Genomic DNA, 16,500 nt, shown 5'->3' on the forward strand with positions numbered 1-16,500 from the left:
GAATCACTCAACTCCAAGCTTAAGGCATTTAGAGGCCAACTGCGTGGAGTTAGGGACATACCGTTCTTTTTCTATCGTGTATCGTTGATATTTGGGTAGGGATGCCACGGACTTTATCGGATGAGCCCATTTTTCCCAATTTTGGAACTTGCTTCATGGACTACGAAAAAATGCAGGATTAGGGTCTGTATTACTTCTCCTAAAAAGATATTGATAGAGAAAACGATAAAGGACCAAAACAATGAGGTCGTAAAACGATATGTGAATGAATATAAAAATAGCATTAGAGAATCTGACTATACCCATGAAGAAGTAGAAATAATAAAAGAGCATCTAAGAAAAGCATCACATATGGTGAATGGCTATGCAGCCTCTTATTATGGAACTTCCAATGTAGGAGCAGCTATACATCGAAGTAAATATGAGAATGGAGGGGATTTTCCGGATTTCCTGTTAAAAAAGACCTTGTCTATGTTTGGGAAGAAATTCGGAGATGTTAAATTTGATTTAGTACTATACTTGCCTCCAACTAAATCTGGAGATCTTGTAAAGAACTTTGCCATGAAGTTTGCAAGTGTAATAAGCGTTCCTATAAGTCATGCTTTGAAAAAGGTGCGTGTAACACAAGAACAGAAGATATTTCAGAATTTATACAGCAAACGTGAAAATGTATTGGGTGCATTTGATATAGAGGATGGCATAATCAAAGGTAAAACAATACTCTTGATAGATGATATATACGATAGTGGCGCAACACTAAAAGAAGTTGGTAATTTATTAACACGAAAAGGAGCAACATATATTGTTCCTATCGTTATAGCAAAAACTGTAGGAGGTACATTATGAACAAACAAGAATTGACATATTGGATAACGCTTGCATTGATTCCTAAGATGTGGACCAAGCGTAAGAATGAGATATATGTAAACTGTTTTCAACACGTTCCACAAATATCCATAATAGAATTGTTTGAAAATTCTTCAAATTGGGATATTGTCGGGCTAAATGAAACTGAGAAAATTCAGTTTGAAGAAGCAAGGCATCAATTGGCAAACAACTCATTTCTCGTGGAAGACTTAATGTCTCAAGGGTATGACATATTACCTGTAACTCATGAAGAGTACCCTAAGCTTCTGAAAAAAAATTTAAAGTTTAATGCTCCTGTTGTCATATATATAAAAGGGAACAAATCGCTGTTGAAAGAAGAGTCTATTGCTATTGTAGGGTCACGAAGTGCCAATGAGAAGTCTTTAGCTTTCACAGAAAATATAGCAAGGAAAGCTGTGATAGATAACAAGGTCATTGTCAGTGGTTTTGCAAAAGGAGTGGATCGCCAAGCTTTAGACTCAGCAATTAATGCAAATGGGAAAAGTATTATTGTGCTTCCACAGGGTATAATGACTTTTGGCTCTGGCTTTAAACAATATCTAAAACATATCATTCAAGGAAATGTGTTGGTTATGAGTGCTTTTGCTCCCAAAGCGCCATGGTCAATAGAATTCGCAATGGCACGTAATCCTATTATATATGGTATGGCATCAGAAATATTTGTAGCTCAAAGTGATGATAAAGGGGGAACTTGGGCTGGTGTGCTTGATGGTCTAAGAAAGAATCGTCCTATCTATGTCAGATATCCTGACAATAATGAAAAAAATGCAAATCGTTTACTTATTCAGAAAGGAGCATTCGCCGTAGATATATGTGGAAAGACTTTAACCCTTAGCCCTAATGAACAAAAAACTCCTAAACAGTTAGAAAAAGACACACTGGATTCAAATATAATTGCAGTATTAAAAAGTGTCGAAATGATTTCCGCAAAAGAAATCATTAGCAAATTACACATAGATTGGAGAGATGACAAAATGAAACGCTATCTTGAGAAGATGTCGCAAGTGGAAAAAAAGAAGATAAAGAATAGAATTTATTATAATTTGAAAGGTAAAGCGCAACGAGAGCTGTTTTGATGGCTCTAATAGACTTTTTTCAAGAATATCATACAAGGCCATTATGCTCGAACTCGAACTACAACAATACCTCCGCCGTGAGTACCCACAAGAGAATGCTCGCTGTGAATGGAAGGAATATAAGAATCTGAAGAACTCGTTCTGTGGGGACGAGAAAGACGATGTCATATCCTACGTGTCGGCTATCGCTAACATGGAGGGAGGACATCTTGTGATTGGTGTTAAGGACAAGACACTTGAAATAGTTGGGACTGACATTTCAAGGCTTACCTTTAATGGGCAACCTGCAAATACACAGTCTGCAACTTTCAAACTGGCGGAACAATGCACTTATCTTTCTTCAGAAGGATTAAGCATAGAGGAGTTTGTAACAGAAGATACAGACAAGCGAGTATGGATAATACATATCCCAAAGCACTTGCCTCGCCGTCCTGTCCTTGCCCACAAGAAGGCATGGCAGCGGATAGAAGATTCTTTGGTTGAAATGACTAACGAAAGGATGAGTGTCATCCTCGAAGAGCCAATCTATACAGCTAAGGATTGGTCTGCCGAGATTGTATCTGATGCTACAATAGACGATTTGGATGAGGTTGCTATTGCCAAGGCTAGAATGATGTTCAAGAAGGTTCATAGTCGCATACCTACGGAAGAAGTGAACGCTTGGAGCGTTCAGACATTCCTTGGCAAGTGTGGTCTGATACGGAATGGGGGTATTACTCGTGCTGCCATTATATTGCTTGGCAAATACGAGTCAGCCTTCAAGTTGCGTCCTGCTGTTGCACAGGTGACTTGGACACGAAGAGATGAAAAACAGGATGTTGTGGACTACGAACACTTCACGGTTCCGTTCATATTGACGGTGGATGAAATTCTCTCAAAGATTGAAAATCTGACATTGCGTGAGATGCCTGGAGGTACGCTGTTCCCCGACACGATGAAGCAGTATGATGACTATACCATTCGTGAAGCTCTTCATAACTGCATTGCTCATCAGGACTATACGCTTCAGCAGCGCATTAACTTTGTGGAGAATCCTGGCTACCTGTATTATTCCAACGCTGGCACATTCATTCCTGGCACCTTGGAGAACGCTTTGAGGAACGAAGAGCCGCAAACGCATTTCCGCAATGAATGTCTTTGCAGAGCTATGGTTGACTTTAACATGATTGATACCGTAAGCCGTGGTATCAAGAAAATGTTCAATGAGCAATGGCGCAGACATTTTCCTATGCCTGACTATGAAATTGACCAGATAAAGAAGAAAGTCGTTGTCCGCATCTATGGCAATGAAATCAACAAACGATACACTGATTTGTTGAAGACAAACGACACTCTTTCTCTATGGGATTGCATCTCGCTTGACGCAGTACAGAAAGGAAGAACTATTCATGAAGACGTTGCCCAAGACTTGCTAAAACGTGGACTTATAGAAGGTGAGGCTCCCCATTACAGCATTTCTCTTAGCATTGCAAAGAATACTAACCAACTGCCTTCTTATACAAAAACGAAAGGATTGGATAAGGAGAGGTTGCGTCAAATGGTTCTACAATATCTCAGCAATGCTGGTGAAGAAGGTGCCAAGCGAGATAGTATATACGAATATCTCAAAGATGTGCTTCCAGCCAATAAGACGGAAGAGCAACAACTTCGCTATGTTGGCAGACTATTAGTAGAATTAGATGAAGATGAACAGATAGACAGAATAGGTTTGAGATGGATATTGAAAGACTATAATCGGTCGGTTTAATCATAATCCGACCGAAAAATCCCCAATCCGACCGAAAATCCGACCGTTTGACGATGTTCCGACCGAAAACAGCCCAATAGAACGGTATGTCTGACACAGATATTCAATCCAAACCCAAAGAAAAAGAAATATGTTATTAGGAAACAAGATAAGGTCTCTTAGAGACGAACAAGGAATATTGCAGCGACAAGTAGCTGCATACTTAGAAATAGACACACCTATGTTCAGCAAGATTGAACGTGGCGATAGGCGAGCAAAGAGAAGCCAAGTAATTCAAATGGCAACATACTTCAAAGTGGATGAAAAGGAAATGCTCACCCTTTGGCTTGCCGACAAAGTATTGGATGCTTTGGAGGGTGAAGACGAATTGAAACTTACAGCCATTGAAACAGCAAAAGACGAGTTAATGGATGTTAATCGCTAACATGTACTTCTTGCCTTCCAACCTATACAATATTTGCATTTCTAACGCTCAATACTCCTCGTTCAGCGCACTAAGAAATCTTTGGTGCGAAATTCTTGAGTTTTGAGCGTGCAGCGATAGCATACTGACACACAGATGATTATGCAATCAAGAAAGAAAGTGTGCAATGGATGACAAAGCAAAACAAGCATCTTTGGGTTGCTATAGAGCCACTTTCACACTCCAATACTGCCTCTATTATCATACAATACAGCTCTTTTGCACTCTTATAGCGTTACTATTGGAGTGCAAAAGAGGCTGTATTGATAAATCAAGGTGTCAGAAGCGCAACATAAACCATAAAAAACGGCTCTCAAAAACTCTATAATCATTTTTTATTTTGTAACAGGTTTTTACTCTTTGTACAATATTTGCATGGACTGCAGATGCCGTCAGAATTAGGAATTAGGAGTTTTGAATTGATAGAACAATTTGCCTGGACAACGAAGGGATGCAGTCTATACACTGCATCTTTTAACGGAATTATGCAGTGTACGGACTGCATCTTTACGGAAAAGATACGGTTTAGCTCTTGCCTATGCTTTAGGAAGATTTAATCTCAGTTTTGCCTATGTTTTAGGAAAGTTTTACCCTTATTTTGCCTATGCTTTAGGAAATTATCGTTATCTTTGCAGAAAGAAACAACGATATAACCACTATGATACACAGACAATTAATTGACGATCTTACAGAATGGAGCAAGCGCGAGAATCATAAGCCTCTTGTACTGCGTGGTGCCCGTCAAGTAGGAAAGACTACATTGATTGACGAATTCAGCAAGCAATACGACTGTTACATAAAGCTGAATCTTGAGCAGAGTGCTGATGCAATGGCATTCAGCATTTCAGACAACGTGTCAGAAATATTCCAATATCTGTGTCTGCAAAGAAAGATTGTTGTTGATAAAAACAAGCGCACCTTGCTGTTTATTGACGAGATTCAGAACGAGCCTAAGGCTGTAGGACTGTTACGCTATTTCTATGAAGAAATGCCGTGGCTGCACATCATCGCTGCCGGTTCAAGACTACAGACGCTCATAAAGCAACGCATATCGTTCCCCGTAGGACGTGTGGAGTATATGTCGTTACGTCCTTGCTCGTTTCTGGAATTTCTGAACGCCACCGGAAACGAGCCTTTGGCTGAGATGATACGCCGACTGGACGTTTCGCCTATTTATCATGATATGCTCATAAGCCTTTTCAATCGCTATACGCTCGTCGGAGGAATGCCCGAGGCGCTTGTGGAATATGCCGCTCATGAGGACGTGACAAGACTATCGCCTATCTATCGTTCTTTGCTAAACGGATATAACGAAGATGTGGAGAAATATGCCAAGAACACCAATCAGGTGAACATCATACGCCATCTGCTCACACATGGTTGGGCTGAAGCAGGACAAACCATCACATTCAATCGTTTCGGAGGAAGCAACTACACGAGCAAGGAGGTGCACGAGGCGCTTGAAGTATTGCAGAAAGCTTTCCTTCTGAATCTCGACTATCCAATAACCACAGTAAAGGCTCCTACGATTCCTGCCCTTACACGACAGCCCAAACTGATATGGCTCGACTCTGGCATAATGAATTTCTCGGTTGATATCCAGACAGAATACTTACAAAACCGATCTCTTCTGGATGTATGGAAAGGTCATGCTGCCGAGCAGATTGTCGCTCAAGAGCTACGCATAGTGCTCGACCGCAACTACAGAAACGAACAGTTCTTCTGGGTAAGAGACAAGAAAGGGGCTACAGCAGAAGTGGATTTCGTATGGCAACACCATGCATCCATCGTCCCAATAGAAGTAAAGTCAGGGACGAACGCTCACTTACGCTCACTACATTCTTTCATGGACACAGCCGACTCCACCGACATCGCTGTCAGAGTATGGCCTGGCAAATACGGAGTGGACGAGGTAACAACTCCTAACGGCAAGACATTCAGACTATTAAACATCCCGTTCTATTATGTAGGAATGATAGACAAAATACTTGACAAGACACTATGACCATAACTGAACAATTCATTTACGGCAAGCATACTGCTACTGACTGTGAGGACGGCATTGTAATTACACCTCACTATATTTTTTAGACAAAAAATACAGCAATAAAATGTTCTGGTTAGAATATCTTGTTAATATATAACCCCATTCTTATCCCCTCGAATTCGAGGGGGTAAGAATGGAAACATATTGATACGGCGGAACGTATTCTATTTCCTTCACTTCACAAACCGCAGCCTTGTCCACATCCAGCGTGGTATCATTGCCCATGCTGCAACAAGCAGACGGTAGCGCCAGTCTATTGTTACTGTCTCCTTGCCTCGCAACACTGCCTTGACGATGCTGTCTGCCACACGTTCTGCTGACAGCTGCAAGGGGAAGTTGCTGCCGGCTATCAGGTCGGTGGCAACGAAGCCGGGGCGGATGTCGGTGATGCGGATGCCGAGGCGGCGCATGCGCGACTGCTGCGCAAGACACTCCAGATAATGCGACTGGAAGCGCTTTGTGGCTGAATAAGCCGGCGCTGCTCCCAGTCCGCGCGTGCGGGCAATGGAGGTGATGCAGGCTATCTGGCCTCCCACTTTGTTGTCCGCAAACCATCTGTACGCCGCCGTAACCATACGGGTGAAGCCGACGCCATTTGTTTCGACGGTCTTCATCTCGCGCTCTACGTCAAGCCCGACGTTCTCCCACCCTATTCCCGAACTATGAAAATATAGGTCGATGCCGCCAAGCTCTGCTATAAGGTCGTTCAGCTGCTCTGGCGCCGCCTCGTCGTTAACGTCAATCTGACGGTACGCCACGATGCCGTCCGTCTTATGCACAGCCTCTGCAAGGCGCTCCACACGTCGTCCTGCCACGCCCACCTTATATCCTCGCTCCGCAAGGAGACGCGCCACCTCCAGACCGATGCCGGACGTGGCTCCCATTACTATTGCTTTCTTCATTGCCTTGTCTGCCTACATTATATATTATAAGGGAACCCTGACCACGTCCACCACATGACTGCCGGCTCCTATCAGGTCTGCACGCTCCGAGATGATCTTCTGGTACTCTATGAAGTGTGCGAACGTCTCGTCACTCATGCGGTTGAGTCGGGTGCGCATATAGTCGGACGCTCCGTCGGGCGAGAAGATGGTGACGCGCTCAAGCCCTGCACTTTCGTCCAGACGGTTTATGTCGTCCAGGCGCACATAGTCGTACAGCTCGTCTGCCGATGCCTGTATGTGGAAGTTCTTGTCCACGGCTCCACGCTCCAGCAGTCCGCCTATGCGGTCTTCGTCGAAGCAATACGAGAGGATGCTGTATTCGTTCATGAGATAAGCCACGAAAATCAGTCCGCCGGGTTTGGTCACACGCTTCGCCTCGTTAAGCGCCTTGAGCTTCTCCTCGTCGCCGATGAGATGATAGAGCGGACCGAGCAGCAGCGTCACGTCTGCCGTTGCAGTGGGCAGGAACGGCATGTCGCGTGCGTCGCCCTGCACCACGTCGGCTCCCGGCTCGCGCTTGAGGAACACCTCGATGTTGCGGCGCACCAGTTCCACTGCCTTCACCCTATAGCCTTCAGCCATGAGCGCAGAGGCGTAGCGACCCGTTCCTGCTCCGATGTCGAGCAGGAACGAGTCGGGATGGATGAAGCGGCGCAGGTGATGCATCGTGGTTTCAAACTCCACGATGCCGTGTCTGCGCTGCAAACGAAGGTCTTCAGGATGCTTGTTATAATGTTTCTCTATGTTGGATAATGCCATATATATGATTTTTCCAGACAAAGGTAATCATAACTTTCAACTTTCAACCCCCAACTCTCAACTTTTTCTTCTCTCAACTCCTAACTCAAAATTCCTAATTCAAAATTCGAGCTACGTCCTCTACAATCTGCTCGTCAAGCAGACGGTTGTCCGAAAGCAACTGCTCCACGTCGTATCGGTCATACAGTCCCTTCTTCACTCCACCCACAAGCACCTTCATGTCCGACGTGCCGTAATATGAAGCGATGCGCTCTCCGAAGCCGCCGTCCTTGCTGCCGTCCTCCAGCGTCACCACCAGCTGATGGTCTGCCTTCAGCGCTTCCAGCGTCTCAGCGTCCACCTCGTTAAGGTAGCGAGGATTGACGAGCGTGGCGTCTATGCCCTTGTCGGCAAGCAGTCGCACCACGTTCTCACCCTTCTGATAGAACGATCCGGCTGCGATAATCGCCACCTCAGAACCCTTGTGCATCACCTTATATTTAGCCTCGTAGCCATACTCCGTATCCACGGGTTCTGTCGTGTGCACCACGCCGTTGCTCGGCATGCGGATGGCTATCGGCTTCCTGTCCTGAAGTATAGCCCAACGCATCATGGCGAAGTATTCCTCGCAGGTGGTCGGAGCCAGATATATGAGGCCTGGGATGCTGCAGAGCATCGGAATGTCAAAGAGGCAGATGTGCGTGATGTCGTTCATCGAGTAGACACCGCCACCCACTACGTTGATGACAGCCGGATTGCTGTTGATGCACAGGTCCTGCGCTATCTGGTCGTAGGTGCGCTGCAAGAAGGTGCTGTATACAGACCAGACGGGGTGAAGTCCGCCCTTTGCCATTCCCGAAATCATAGCCACAGCCTGTTCCTCGGCTATGCCCATGTCGATGTGCTGTGAGCCAGCTTCCTTGCGCTTGTCGGCTGTGAAGCCGGCTGCTGTCGGCGTTCCTGCTGTCACGGCGATGAGCGTCTTGTCCTGCTTCATCTCGCGGAGCATCCAGTCGCTGAAGAGGTCCTGATATGTCTCGCACGGCTTCACCTCCGGCATGGTTCCGTCTGCATTGCGAACCGGACGGCTACCGTCGTCCAGATTGAACGGCAGTCCCCAATGCCATGCCTCCTTGTTCTTCACAGCGGGAGCATAACCGTGACCCTTCTCCGTGTGGATATGCACTACGGTGGAACGGTCAGTGTCCTTAACGCTACGGAACACCTCAATGAGCTTAGCGATGTCGTTGCCCTGCTCCAGGTATTTATAGCCGAAGCCCCACGCCTTAAACCAGTTGTGCTCGCACATGCCGTTGCTCTCGCGCAGCGCACGAAGGTTCTTGTATATTCCTCCGTGGTTCTCGGCTATAGACATCTCGTTGTCGTTCACCACGATGATGATGCCCGTGCCAAGCTCCGACGCCTCGTCAAGTCCTTCGAAAGCCTCGCCGCCCGACAACGATCCGTCGCCGATAACGGCAATGATGTTCTCCTTCGTGCCCTTCACGTCGCGTGCCTTCTGCAGTCCCGTGGCAAGGCTGATGGATGTGGAGGTATGTCCCACCTCAAAGTTGTCGTACTCAGGACACTCCGCCGGAGACGAATATCCCGATATGGCGTTCATGTCGTCCACGTTGCCGAGGAACCCGGCAGCACGTCCTGTCAGCACCTTATGCGGATAACACTGGTGGCTGACGTCAAACACCAGCTTGTCCTTCGGTGCATCAAAGACGTAATGCAATGCCACCGTAGCCTCCACGAAACCAAGGTTTGGTCCGACGTGTCCGCCATGCTTGCTGACACGATTGAGTACAGCCTGACGTGTCTCGTCAGCCACAATGTTAAGTGTCTCGATGTCCATGCCCTTAAGGTCGGCAGGTGTCTTTATCTTCTCTATATACATATCTTATAGCTGTTATTTGGTTATCAAAAAAACTTTCACGCTGCAAAGTTAAGCATTTTACCAAATAACAGCCATACCTCAAATTCAGAATTTATTACCAGTTGGACGGCTGAGATGCATATCAAACCGTCAGCTTTCGCCAGCTCTTACCAATTGATGCGAGGCTTTATCCCAAACGAGACGAGCCTTCGTCCCAGTTGGTACGAAGGCTCGTTACATTTTGTGCACGCGATGCTTACTCCAGCGTCAGCACATGGCTGGTGCCGTCCTGCGCAGTAAACACGTTAAGGCCCACCTTCATCAGATAGTCGCCGCTATACTGCTTGCCGTCGCACTCCAGCTCCGACTGCTTGCCCGGCATCAGATTGGTCTCCTTTACGGTGTATGTCTTGCCGGCGTCCAGACCCTGCAGCTTCACGTTGTGCTGCGGCTCCTTATAGCGCGGATGCAGGTCATAGGCGAAGAGCACTGCACGCTGCTTGTCCTTGCTGACATAATTGATGGCGCAATGGCTGCCCTCGTAGGGCGACACAAGGCGATACTGGTCGCCCTCCAGAATCATAGGCTTCATGCTGTTGTAGTTCTTTACTGCCTGCTGCACAAACTTATAGTCGTCAGCAGAGAGCGATTTGAGGTCGATGTCGAAGCCAAGCTTGCATGAGCTGCAGACATCAGTGCGGAACTTCACGGACGTGTTCTTGTTCCAGTTTGTCACATGCGAACCCATTGTCTTGGCAGGGAAGAACTTCGACAGGCTCCACTGGATGTAGAGACGCTCGTACGGGTCGGTGTCGTCCGAGCACCAGAACTCGGTGAAGTACTTCAGCATCTCGTAGTCCATTCTGCCGCCACCACCTGAGCAGAGCATCATCGGCAGCTTCGGATACTTCTTGTGAATGCGTGTAAGCACATTGTAGATGCCACGCACGTGGTCGATGTAGAAGTTGCCCTGGTTCTGCTTGTGATAGGGCGAGTAGATGTTCGTTATGACGCTGTTGCAGTCCCACTTAAAGTAAGCCACGTCGGGATTCTCGGTCATGATGCGGTCCACGATGCCGAACACATAGTCCTGAACCTTTGGATTAGAGATGTCGAGCACCAGCTGGTTGCGATAGTAATAGGTCTCGCGCTGTGGCTGCATAATCACCCAGTCGGGATGTTTCTCGAAGAGTTCGCTCTTGGGATTGACCATCTCCGGCTCAATCCATATTCCGAACTTCACTCCTGCCTTCTTAGCGTCTCTCACCAATCCTGGTATTCCCTCTGGCAGCTTGCTTTTAGTAGCTTCCCAGTCGCCGAGTCCGGCATGGTCGTCCTTGCGTGGATACTTGTTGGCAAACCATCCATCGTCCAGCAGGAACATATCCACGCCCAGATCCTTGGCATCCTTCATCAACTCGGCAAGACTCTGCTGGTTAAAGTCGAAGCCCGTGTTCTCCCAGTTGTTAAGAAGAGTGAGGCGATCGTCCATACCCATATTCACCTGATACTGGCGTGCCCAGTTATGCAGGTTGCGCGAAGCCTCGCCCATACCGTTGTCGCTCATGGCGAAGATAAATTCAGGCGTCGTGAACACCTCGCCAGCCTTCAGCTTATAGTCGGAAGCATAAGGATTGATGGCAGGAATAACACGCAGAGCGCCCACGTTGTCCACCTCGAAGGTGAAGCGGAAGTTGCCAGGCCATCCTATCGTGCCGAGCATCACCTTGCCCTCGTTCTCCTTGGCAGGCTCGTCGAAGCCAAGCTCGAAGAAGGGTTCGGCGTGCATGGCAGCGCGTGTGCCGAGCTTGGTGTCGATTATCTTCTTGCCGCTGCTCAGCTGCGTGGTCTCGGGCTGTCCTTCCTTTGCCCAGTCGCTATGATAGTTGGTGAGGAAATACTTGTTGGCTTTAAAGTAGAGCATCGTCGAGCTGTAGCGCCACAATGTGATGGGCGACTTCTCCTTATGTGATATCTCGCTCCAAGCCTTTATGACGTTCTCCTTGGCGTATGCCACGTAATGGAGCTTCACGGTCAGAGGATAGACCTTGTCCTGAAGGGTGATTATGGTCTCCGTGCCACCCTTCACTGCCTTCTGCTCAGCCGACTGATAATACAGATAGGTGGTCATATTGCCGTCGGCGTGGGTTACTGCTACGGCTGGCTCGAAGTATTCCTCAGCGCCTGATGTGGCATACACCTCATGTCCGCGCTGGCTGACGGATCCGTCCGAAGCCGCATACACGTCCCACTTGAGGTTGTCATAGTCAGACGGATTAAGCATCTTGTCGCCGAGATAAACCTGATAGAGGCGGCCCTTCGGCGAAACTTTCATCACAAGGTCAGTCTTGTCCGTTGACACACGGATGGTCTTTTGGGCGAATGTCATGACCGAGGTCATACACATTGCCGCAATCAGCATTATTGATTTTCTCATTGTTGTATGGTTTTTATTATTGGTAGATAATTCTTGTTCTTGCTCTTTCTCACATCATCAGAACTTGATGCCTGCGCTGAACTCCACTGTGAACGGGCGCAGGTAGTTGCCGCTCATATACTTGCCGGCATACTTGCCAGCCTCTTCCTTCGTGATAAGCTCCGAGCCGCTGATGGTTCCCTTTGCTCCCTTCTCATTCAAGAAGTTGACGACGCTCACGCCGAGGCTGAGTTTCTTGTTGACATTCCAGTTGATGCCGCCAAAGGTTTCCCAATGACCGTTGAAGTAGAGTGCCTCCTGAAGGTTGGCGTAGGTCTTGCCGAAGTAGCGGAAGCTGAGCCATGCGTTGAGGTTCTTGGTGATGTCATACTTGGGATCCAGCTCGATGAGCACCTGCGGTATCTCCTTCACTATCTTGTTGTTGGCATTGACGCTCATGGTCTGACCGTCGCTGAACGTCACGCTGGCGTTATAGTTCTTATACACCGGCTTCTGATAAGTGAAGAGGGCGTGCATGTGGAAGTTCTTGAACGGAGAAATCTCGGCTGAGGTTGTCCATCCCAAGGTCTGGATGTTATAGATGAGCAGCACCGTCTTGCCCTCTGATGTGCCGGGCTTCGTGAGGTTCTGCTGGTCAATGTTGTTGCTCTTCGATATGTATGTCACCATCGATGAGAGGTCTATCCAGTTGTTTCTGTAGAATATTCCGCCACGAACCAACGGGATGGTCACACGCTTATACTGCTCCTCTGTAGGACCCGTTCCGGCATACTCGCTGATACGTGGGAAACGGGTGGCTACGGTGGCGTCGGCTGTAAGACCAAACTGGTTGGTGACATTATATGTCATCTGCAATGTGGCAGCATAGTTGAGCTTGTTCTTTGTGACATTGGCTGGGGCGATGCTGTGCTCGGTAGCCACGACAGAACCGTCGGCAGCGGTGGAGTAAGTGTTGTAGTTGCCGAGATGGAAGCCGCTGAAGCGTGATGTGGCTATCTGGTCGGCAGCCATGCGGTAATACTCCAGACGTCCGCCATAGAACACCTTGAACTTCGGTGAGACTCTCCATTCGTCGGTGAAATAGAGCGCCAGCTTATTCTCCGAACCCTTGGTGTATTCAGGGCTAAGCTCGTTATAGCCGAACGTCTCTGAGCGACGGGCTGTCTGCGTGGGGTCGAGCGGATTGACGTACATCTGGCTGAGGGTTCGAGGATAAGCCTCCACGGTGCCGGCCCACTGGAATGATGAAGAATAATAGTTGAGATGGTAATACCATTCGTTTAAGCCTATCATCAGCTTATGACTGCCTATCTGCTTGCTCACCTCTGTGGTCAGAAGGGCGTTGCTCACCTTACCTAAGTGGAGCCACGTGCGGCGTCCTTCTATGAGGCCGCTGTATGCCGAACCGTCGGAGAGCTGATAGCCGTCCGCCTCGCTTACCTCGGAGATGGTGCTGCCGCCGTAGTCCACGAAATTGGCGCGTGGAGCATTCATGTATTTAGCGTTGAGCTTCCACAGCCAGCCATTGTCAAACTGATACTGGCTTATCAATGCCACCTCATTGGCATGGTTGTCATTGCCGTCGGTCATGTTCCATGTCTCCATCTTGCCAGTCTTGGTGTTGAGATACCTGAACGACCCCTGGCGCTGAACGTACGAATCAATGCCCGGATCGAAGCCGGCAAGCTTCTTGATGCTGCCGTCACCAGCATAGATGAAGGGAGCGGCATTGGCGAAGTTGCCAGGGTTCTTGCTGTTAGAATACTTATATAATAAGGAGATTCTGCCCTTGCCGTCGCCGAGGATGTGGGTCAGACCTAAGTGATAAATCTGCGTGCGGTCGGCGTAATCGGTGAAGCGGAGCTTGAAGCTGCCCGGATCGAAGTTCTGATACATGCCGGCTGTGTAGAGCCAGCGGTCGCCGATGCCGCCGGAAAGGTTGAGGTCGAAGTTCTGCATGCCGAAGTGATTGGCCTTATAGTTGAGCTTTCCGCTGAACTTCTTTTCGCCCAACTCGCTGAAAGCCGAAACGGCATAAGCGATGTTACCAGTACGGATGGCGCTCTCGGAGGGCGTCATAAGGTCGGTGCCTTTTAGCGAAGCGTCGCTGCGCCAGTGGGCGGACAGCCTGTGCACGGACGAAGAATAGACGGCAGGCAAGCCGTTCTCATACACGGTGACGTCCTCACTCGGCAGACCAATCTGGATTTCGCGAGGCTTATTGGCGTCAGCTGCGTTGAGCATGACGTTGCGTTCTTCTTTCTTAGGCTGCTCCGAATCGTTGGCAGAATTGTTTTCTGTATGCGTTTGTGCATACACGCCCGTTGAGGCTGAAGCCATAAGGGCAAAAGAGAATGTTTTGAGTTTAAGGTTCATATGTGTGATGCGTTTTTGTTTTCGATTGCAAAATTACTTGCTATCTCGGCAGAATGTATGTCTGCGTAAACGCAAAGTAGATAACAATGAGAAAACACAAAAGCATAACTTGCTAATAATCAAAATGTTCGTATGTTTAGAAATTTTTATCAAAGTAGATGGTCTTATTTCGGATATAAATGCTAAATTTGCAGCATTAAACCCAATAAACCATAGTTATGCGACTGTTTCTTTATATTCTTCTTATCCTTATGCCCGTGTCTGCTATGGCAAAACAGACTTTGGCTACTACGGACATCACGGACGAACGACACCTTCTGGAGCTTCTCGACAGCTATATTGAGAAGCGTGACGTTTATGCAAAACAGAAGGAAGAAAAGCTGAAACAGCTGAAGCTGCGCCTTAGAACTGCCGACAACAATGCGGCACGACTCGCCATTCTCGACAAGATTTATCGCGAATACTATACCTATCGTTACGACTCGGCGCTGGTTTACGCAGACCGTGGACTGGCTCTTTCGCAGAGCGACAACGACGCTTACTTCACCATGCTCAACCGCATCAACCGTGCAGCCGTGCTGTCAACGGGTGGACTCTACAGCCAGTCGGAAGCTCTTCTGAACGAAATAGGCAAGGAGGGCATTCCGCCACGTCTCAGACAATACTATTATTACACCTTCACGTGGCTATATAATTACTGGGAGTCGTTCTGCGACAAGTCGGAATTCAAGGACGATCTGCACAAGAAGAAGCATCACTATCTGAAGCTGACGGTCAGCGCCACCAACAATGACAATACTACCCTGCATGCTTATCTCAACGCCGAACTTGCCTTCATGGAAAATCCCTTGGGCAAGAACGTGCTGAGCCTGTATACCACAGCCCTTATGCATAGCCCGGTCAACAGCCGTGTGCACGCCTCGGCGGCATACTGCATAGCACGCTATTATCGCGAGATTGGCAAGACGCAGCTCTACGAGAAATACATCATAGAAGCAGCCATATCTGATATTGTGTGTCCGTTAAAGGAAAATCTGGCGCTGCAGGAGTTTTCCACATATTTATATAAGAAGGATGCAAAATACGCTGACCATGCAGCACGATACATTTATTGCTCGATGGAGGACGCAAAGTTCTATAACAACCGCCTGCGAATGCTCGAGATTTCGAACATCCTCCCCATCATCGCCACTGCCAACCAAGAGGCATTGGCGCATAAGGAGCGCATCGTGAGGGGCGTGCTGGCTGTGGTCAGCTTTATGTCGCTCGTACTGTTCGCAATGGCTATATTCGGATATAAGCAGAACAAGTGGCTGGCAAGAAGCCGACGTGAAATAAGAAGCCAGAACAGACAGCTCACCGAACTGAACGAAAAGCTCATTGCCACCAACCACAGACGCGAAACTTATATGCGACTTTTCATGGACATCAGCGCCGTCTATATACGCAAACTCATAGAATATCGCAAGCTCGTCAGCCGTAAGATAAAGGCAAATCAGGCAGCAGATTTGTTGAAGACCATCAACAGCTACAAACTTGCCGAGGAGGAAGCCACTACCTTCTATACACGTTTCGACCGAGCATTCATCGAACTATATCCTGGCTTCGTGGACGAACTGAACGCCTTGCTCATGCCTGAAGCCAAAATAGAGCTGCCCTCCCCTAACTCGCTCACCACGGAAGCACGCATTTATGCCCTTATGCGACTGGGCGTGACGGACAGTCAGGAGATAGCCACGCTGCTCTTCTATTCCACGCAGACCATCTATAACTATAAGTCGGCAATGCGTACGCGTGCCATTAACCGCGACACCTTCGACGAGGACATCAGCAGACTTTGCCATATTGGATAACATTGTTCTCCCACACAGCAAAAAAAGTATTTTTTTTCTTGCAGAAAGC

Annotated in this window: 11 protein-coding genes; 6 read left to right on the forward strand and 5 right to left on the reverse strand. The window is 47.9% G+C overall.

Annotation, left to right across the window (positions count from 1 at the left end):
- Window positions 1-120 precede the first annotated feature (120 nt).
- The 5 genes from CHL74_RS10520 to CHL74_RS10540 all read left to right on the forward strand — a co-directional run bounded on the left by CHL74_RS10520 (window position 121) and on the right by CHL74_RS10540 (window position 6,179).
- The gene (locus CHL74_RS10520; RefSeq protein ID WP_094881110.1) at window positions 121-846 is read left to right on the forward strand and encodes a ComF family protein; all 726 of its coding nucleotides are present in this window, start codon (window positions 121-123) and stop codon (window positions 844-846) included.
- On the forward strand, window positions 843-1,964 hold the full coding sequence (locus tag CHL74_RS10525) for a DNA-processing protein DprA (protein WP_094881111.1): 1,122 nt from the start codon (window positions 843-845) through the stop codon (window positions 1,962-1,964). Before CHL74_RS10520 ends, CHL74_RS10525 begins: the two co-directional genes overlap by 4 nt.
- A gap of 43 nt (window positions 1,965-2,007) precedes the next feature.
- A complete protein-coding gene (locus tag CHL74_RS10530) occupies window positions 2,008-3,711 on the forward strand; it encodes an RNA-binding domain-containing protein (protein WP_094881112.1) in 1,704 nt (567 codons plus the stop codon).
- Between the two features lie 130 nt (window positions 3,712-3,841).
- Window positions 3,842-4,135 (forward strand): helix-turn-helix domain-containing protein, encoded by a 294-nt coding sequence (locus CHL74_RS10535; protein ID WP_094881113.1) that lies wholly within the window; start codon window positions 3,842-3,844, stop codon window positions 4,133-4,135.
- A 697-nt stretch (window positions 4,136-4,832) separates the two neighbouring features.
- Entirely contained in the window at window positions 4,833-6,179 is a 1,347-nt protein-coding gene (locus tag CHL74_RS10540) for an ATP-binding protein (protein ID WP_094881114.1), read from the forward strand.
- 215 nt (window positions 6,180-6,394) lie between these two features.
- Here the strand turns inward: CHL74_RS10540 and CHL74_RS10545 are convergent, their stop codons facing one another.
- From CHL74_RS10545 to CHL74_RS10565, 5 genes are all read right to left on the reverse strand, one after another.
- Complete coding sequence (locus tag CHL74_RS10545; protein ID WP_094881115.1) at window positions 6,395-7,123, reverse strand: SDR family NAD(P)-dependent oxidoreductase; 729 nt, start codon at window positions 7,121-7,123, stop codon at window positions 6,395-6,397.
- 24 nt (window positions 7,124-7,147) lie between these two features.
- Complete coding sequence (locus tag CHL74_RS10550) at window positions 7,148-7,924, reverse strand: class I SAM-dependent methyltransferase (RefSeq protein ID WP_094881116.1); 777 nt, start codon at window positions 7,922-7,924, stop codon at window positions 7,148-7,150.
- Window positions 7,925-8,018: 94 nt separating this feature from the next.
- Window positions 8,019-9,806: a 1-deoxy-D-xylulose-5-phosphate synthase gene (locus CHL74_RS10555; protein ID WP_094881117.1), complete on the reverse strand. Its 1,788-nt coding sequence runs from the start codon at window positions 9,804-9,806 to the stop codon at window positions 8,019-8,021.
- Window positions 9,807-10,041: 235 nt separating this feature from the next.
- The gene (locus tag CHL74_RS10560) at window positions 10,042-12,222 is read right to left on the reverse strand and encodes an alpha-galactosidase (protein WP_094881118.1); all 2,181 of its coding nucleotides are present in this window, start codon (window positions 12,220-12,222) and stop codon (window positions 10,042-10,044) included.
- A gap of 57 nt (window positions 12,223-12,279) precedes the next feature.
- Complete coding sequence (locus CHL74_RS10565; RefSeq protein ID WP_441339051.1) at window positions 12,280-14,562, reverse strand: TonB-dependent receptor; 2,283 nt, start codon at window positions 14,560-14,562, stop codon at window positions 12,280-12,282.
- A gap of 302 nt (window positions 14,563-14,864) precedes the next feature.
- Here CHL74_RS10565 and CHL74_RS10570 point away from each other — a divergent pair, with 302 nt between their 5' ends.
- Entirely contained in the window at window positions 14,865-16,451 is a 1,587-nt protein-coding gene (locus CHL74_RS10570; protein WP_254923276.1) for a DUF6377 domain-containing protein, read from the forward strand.
- Window positions 16,452-16,500: the final 49 nt, after the last annotated feature.

It is taken from the genome of Prevotella sp. 885 (assembly GCF_002265625.1).
In the GTDB taxonomy this organism is placed as follows: Bacteria; Bacteroidota; Bacteroidia; order Bacteroidales; family Bacteroidaceae; genus Prevotella.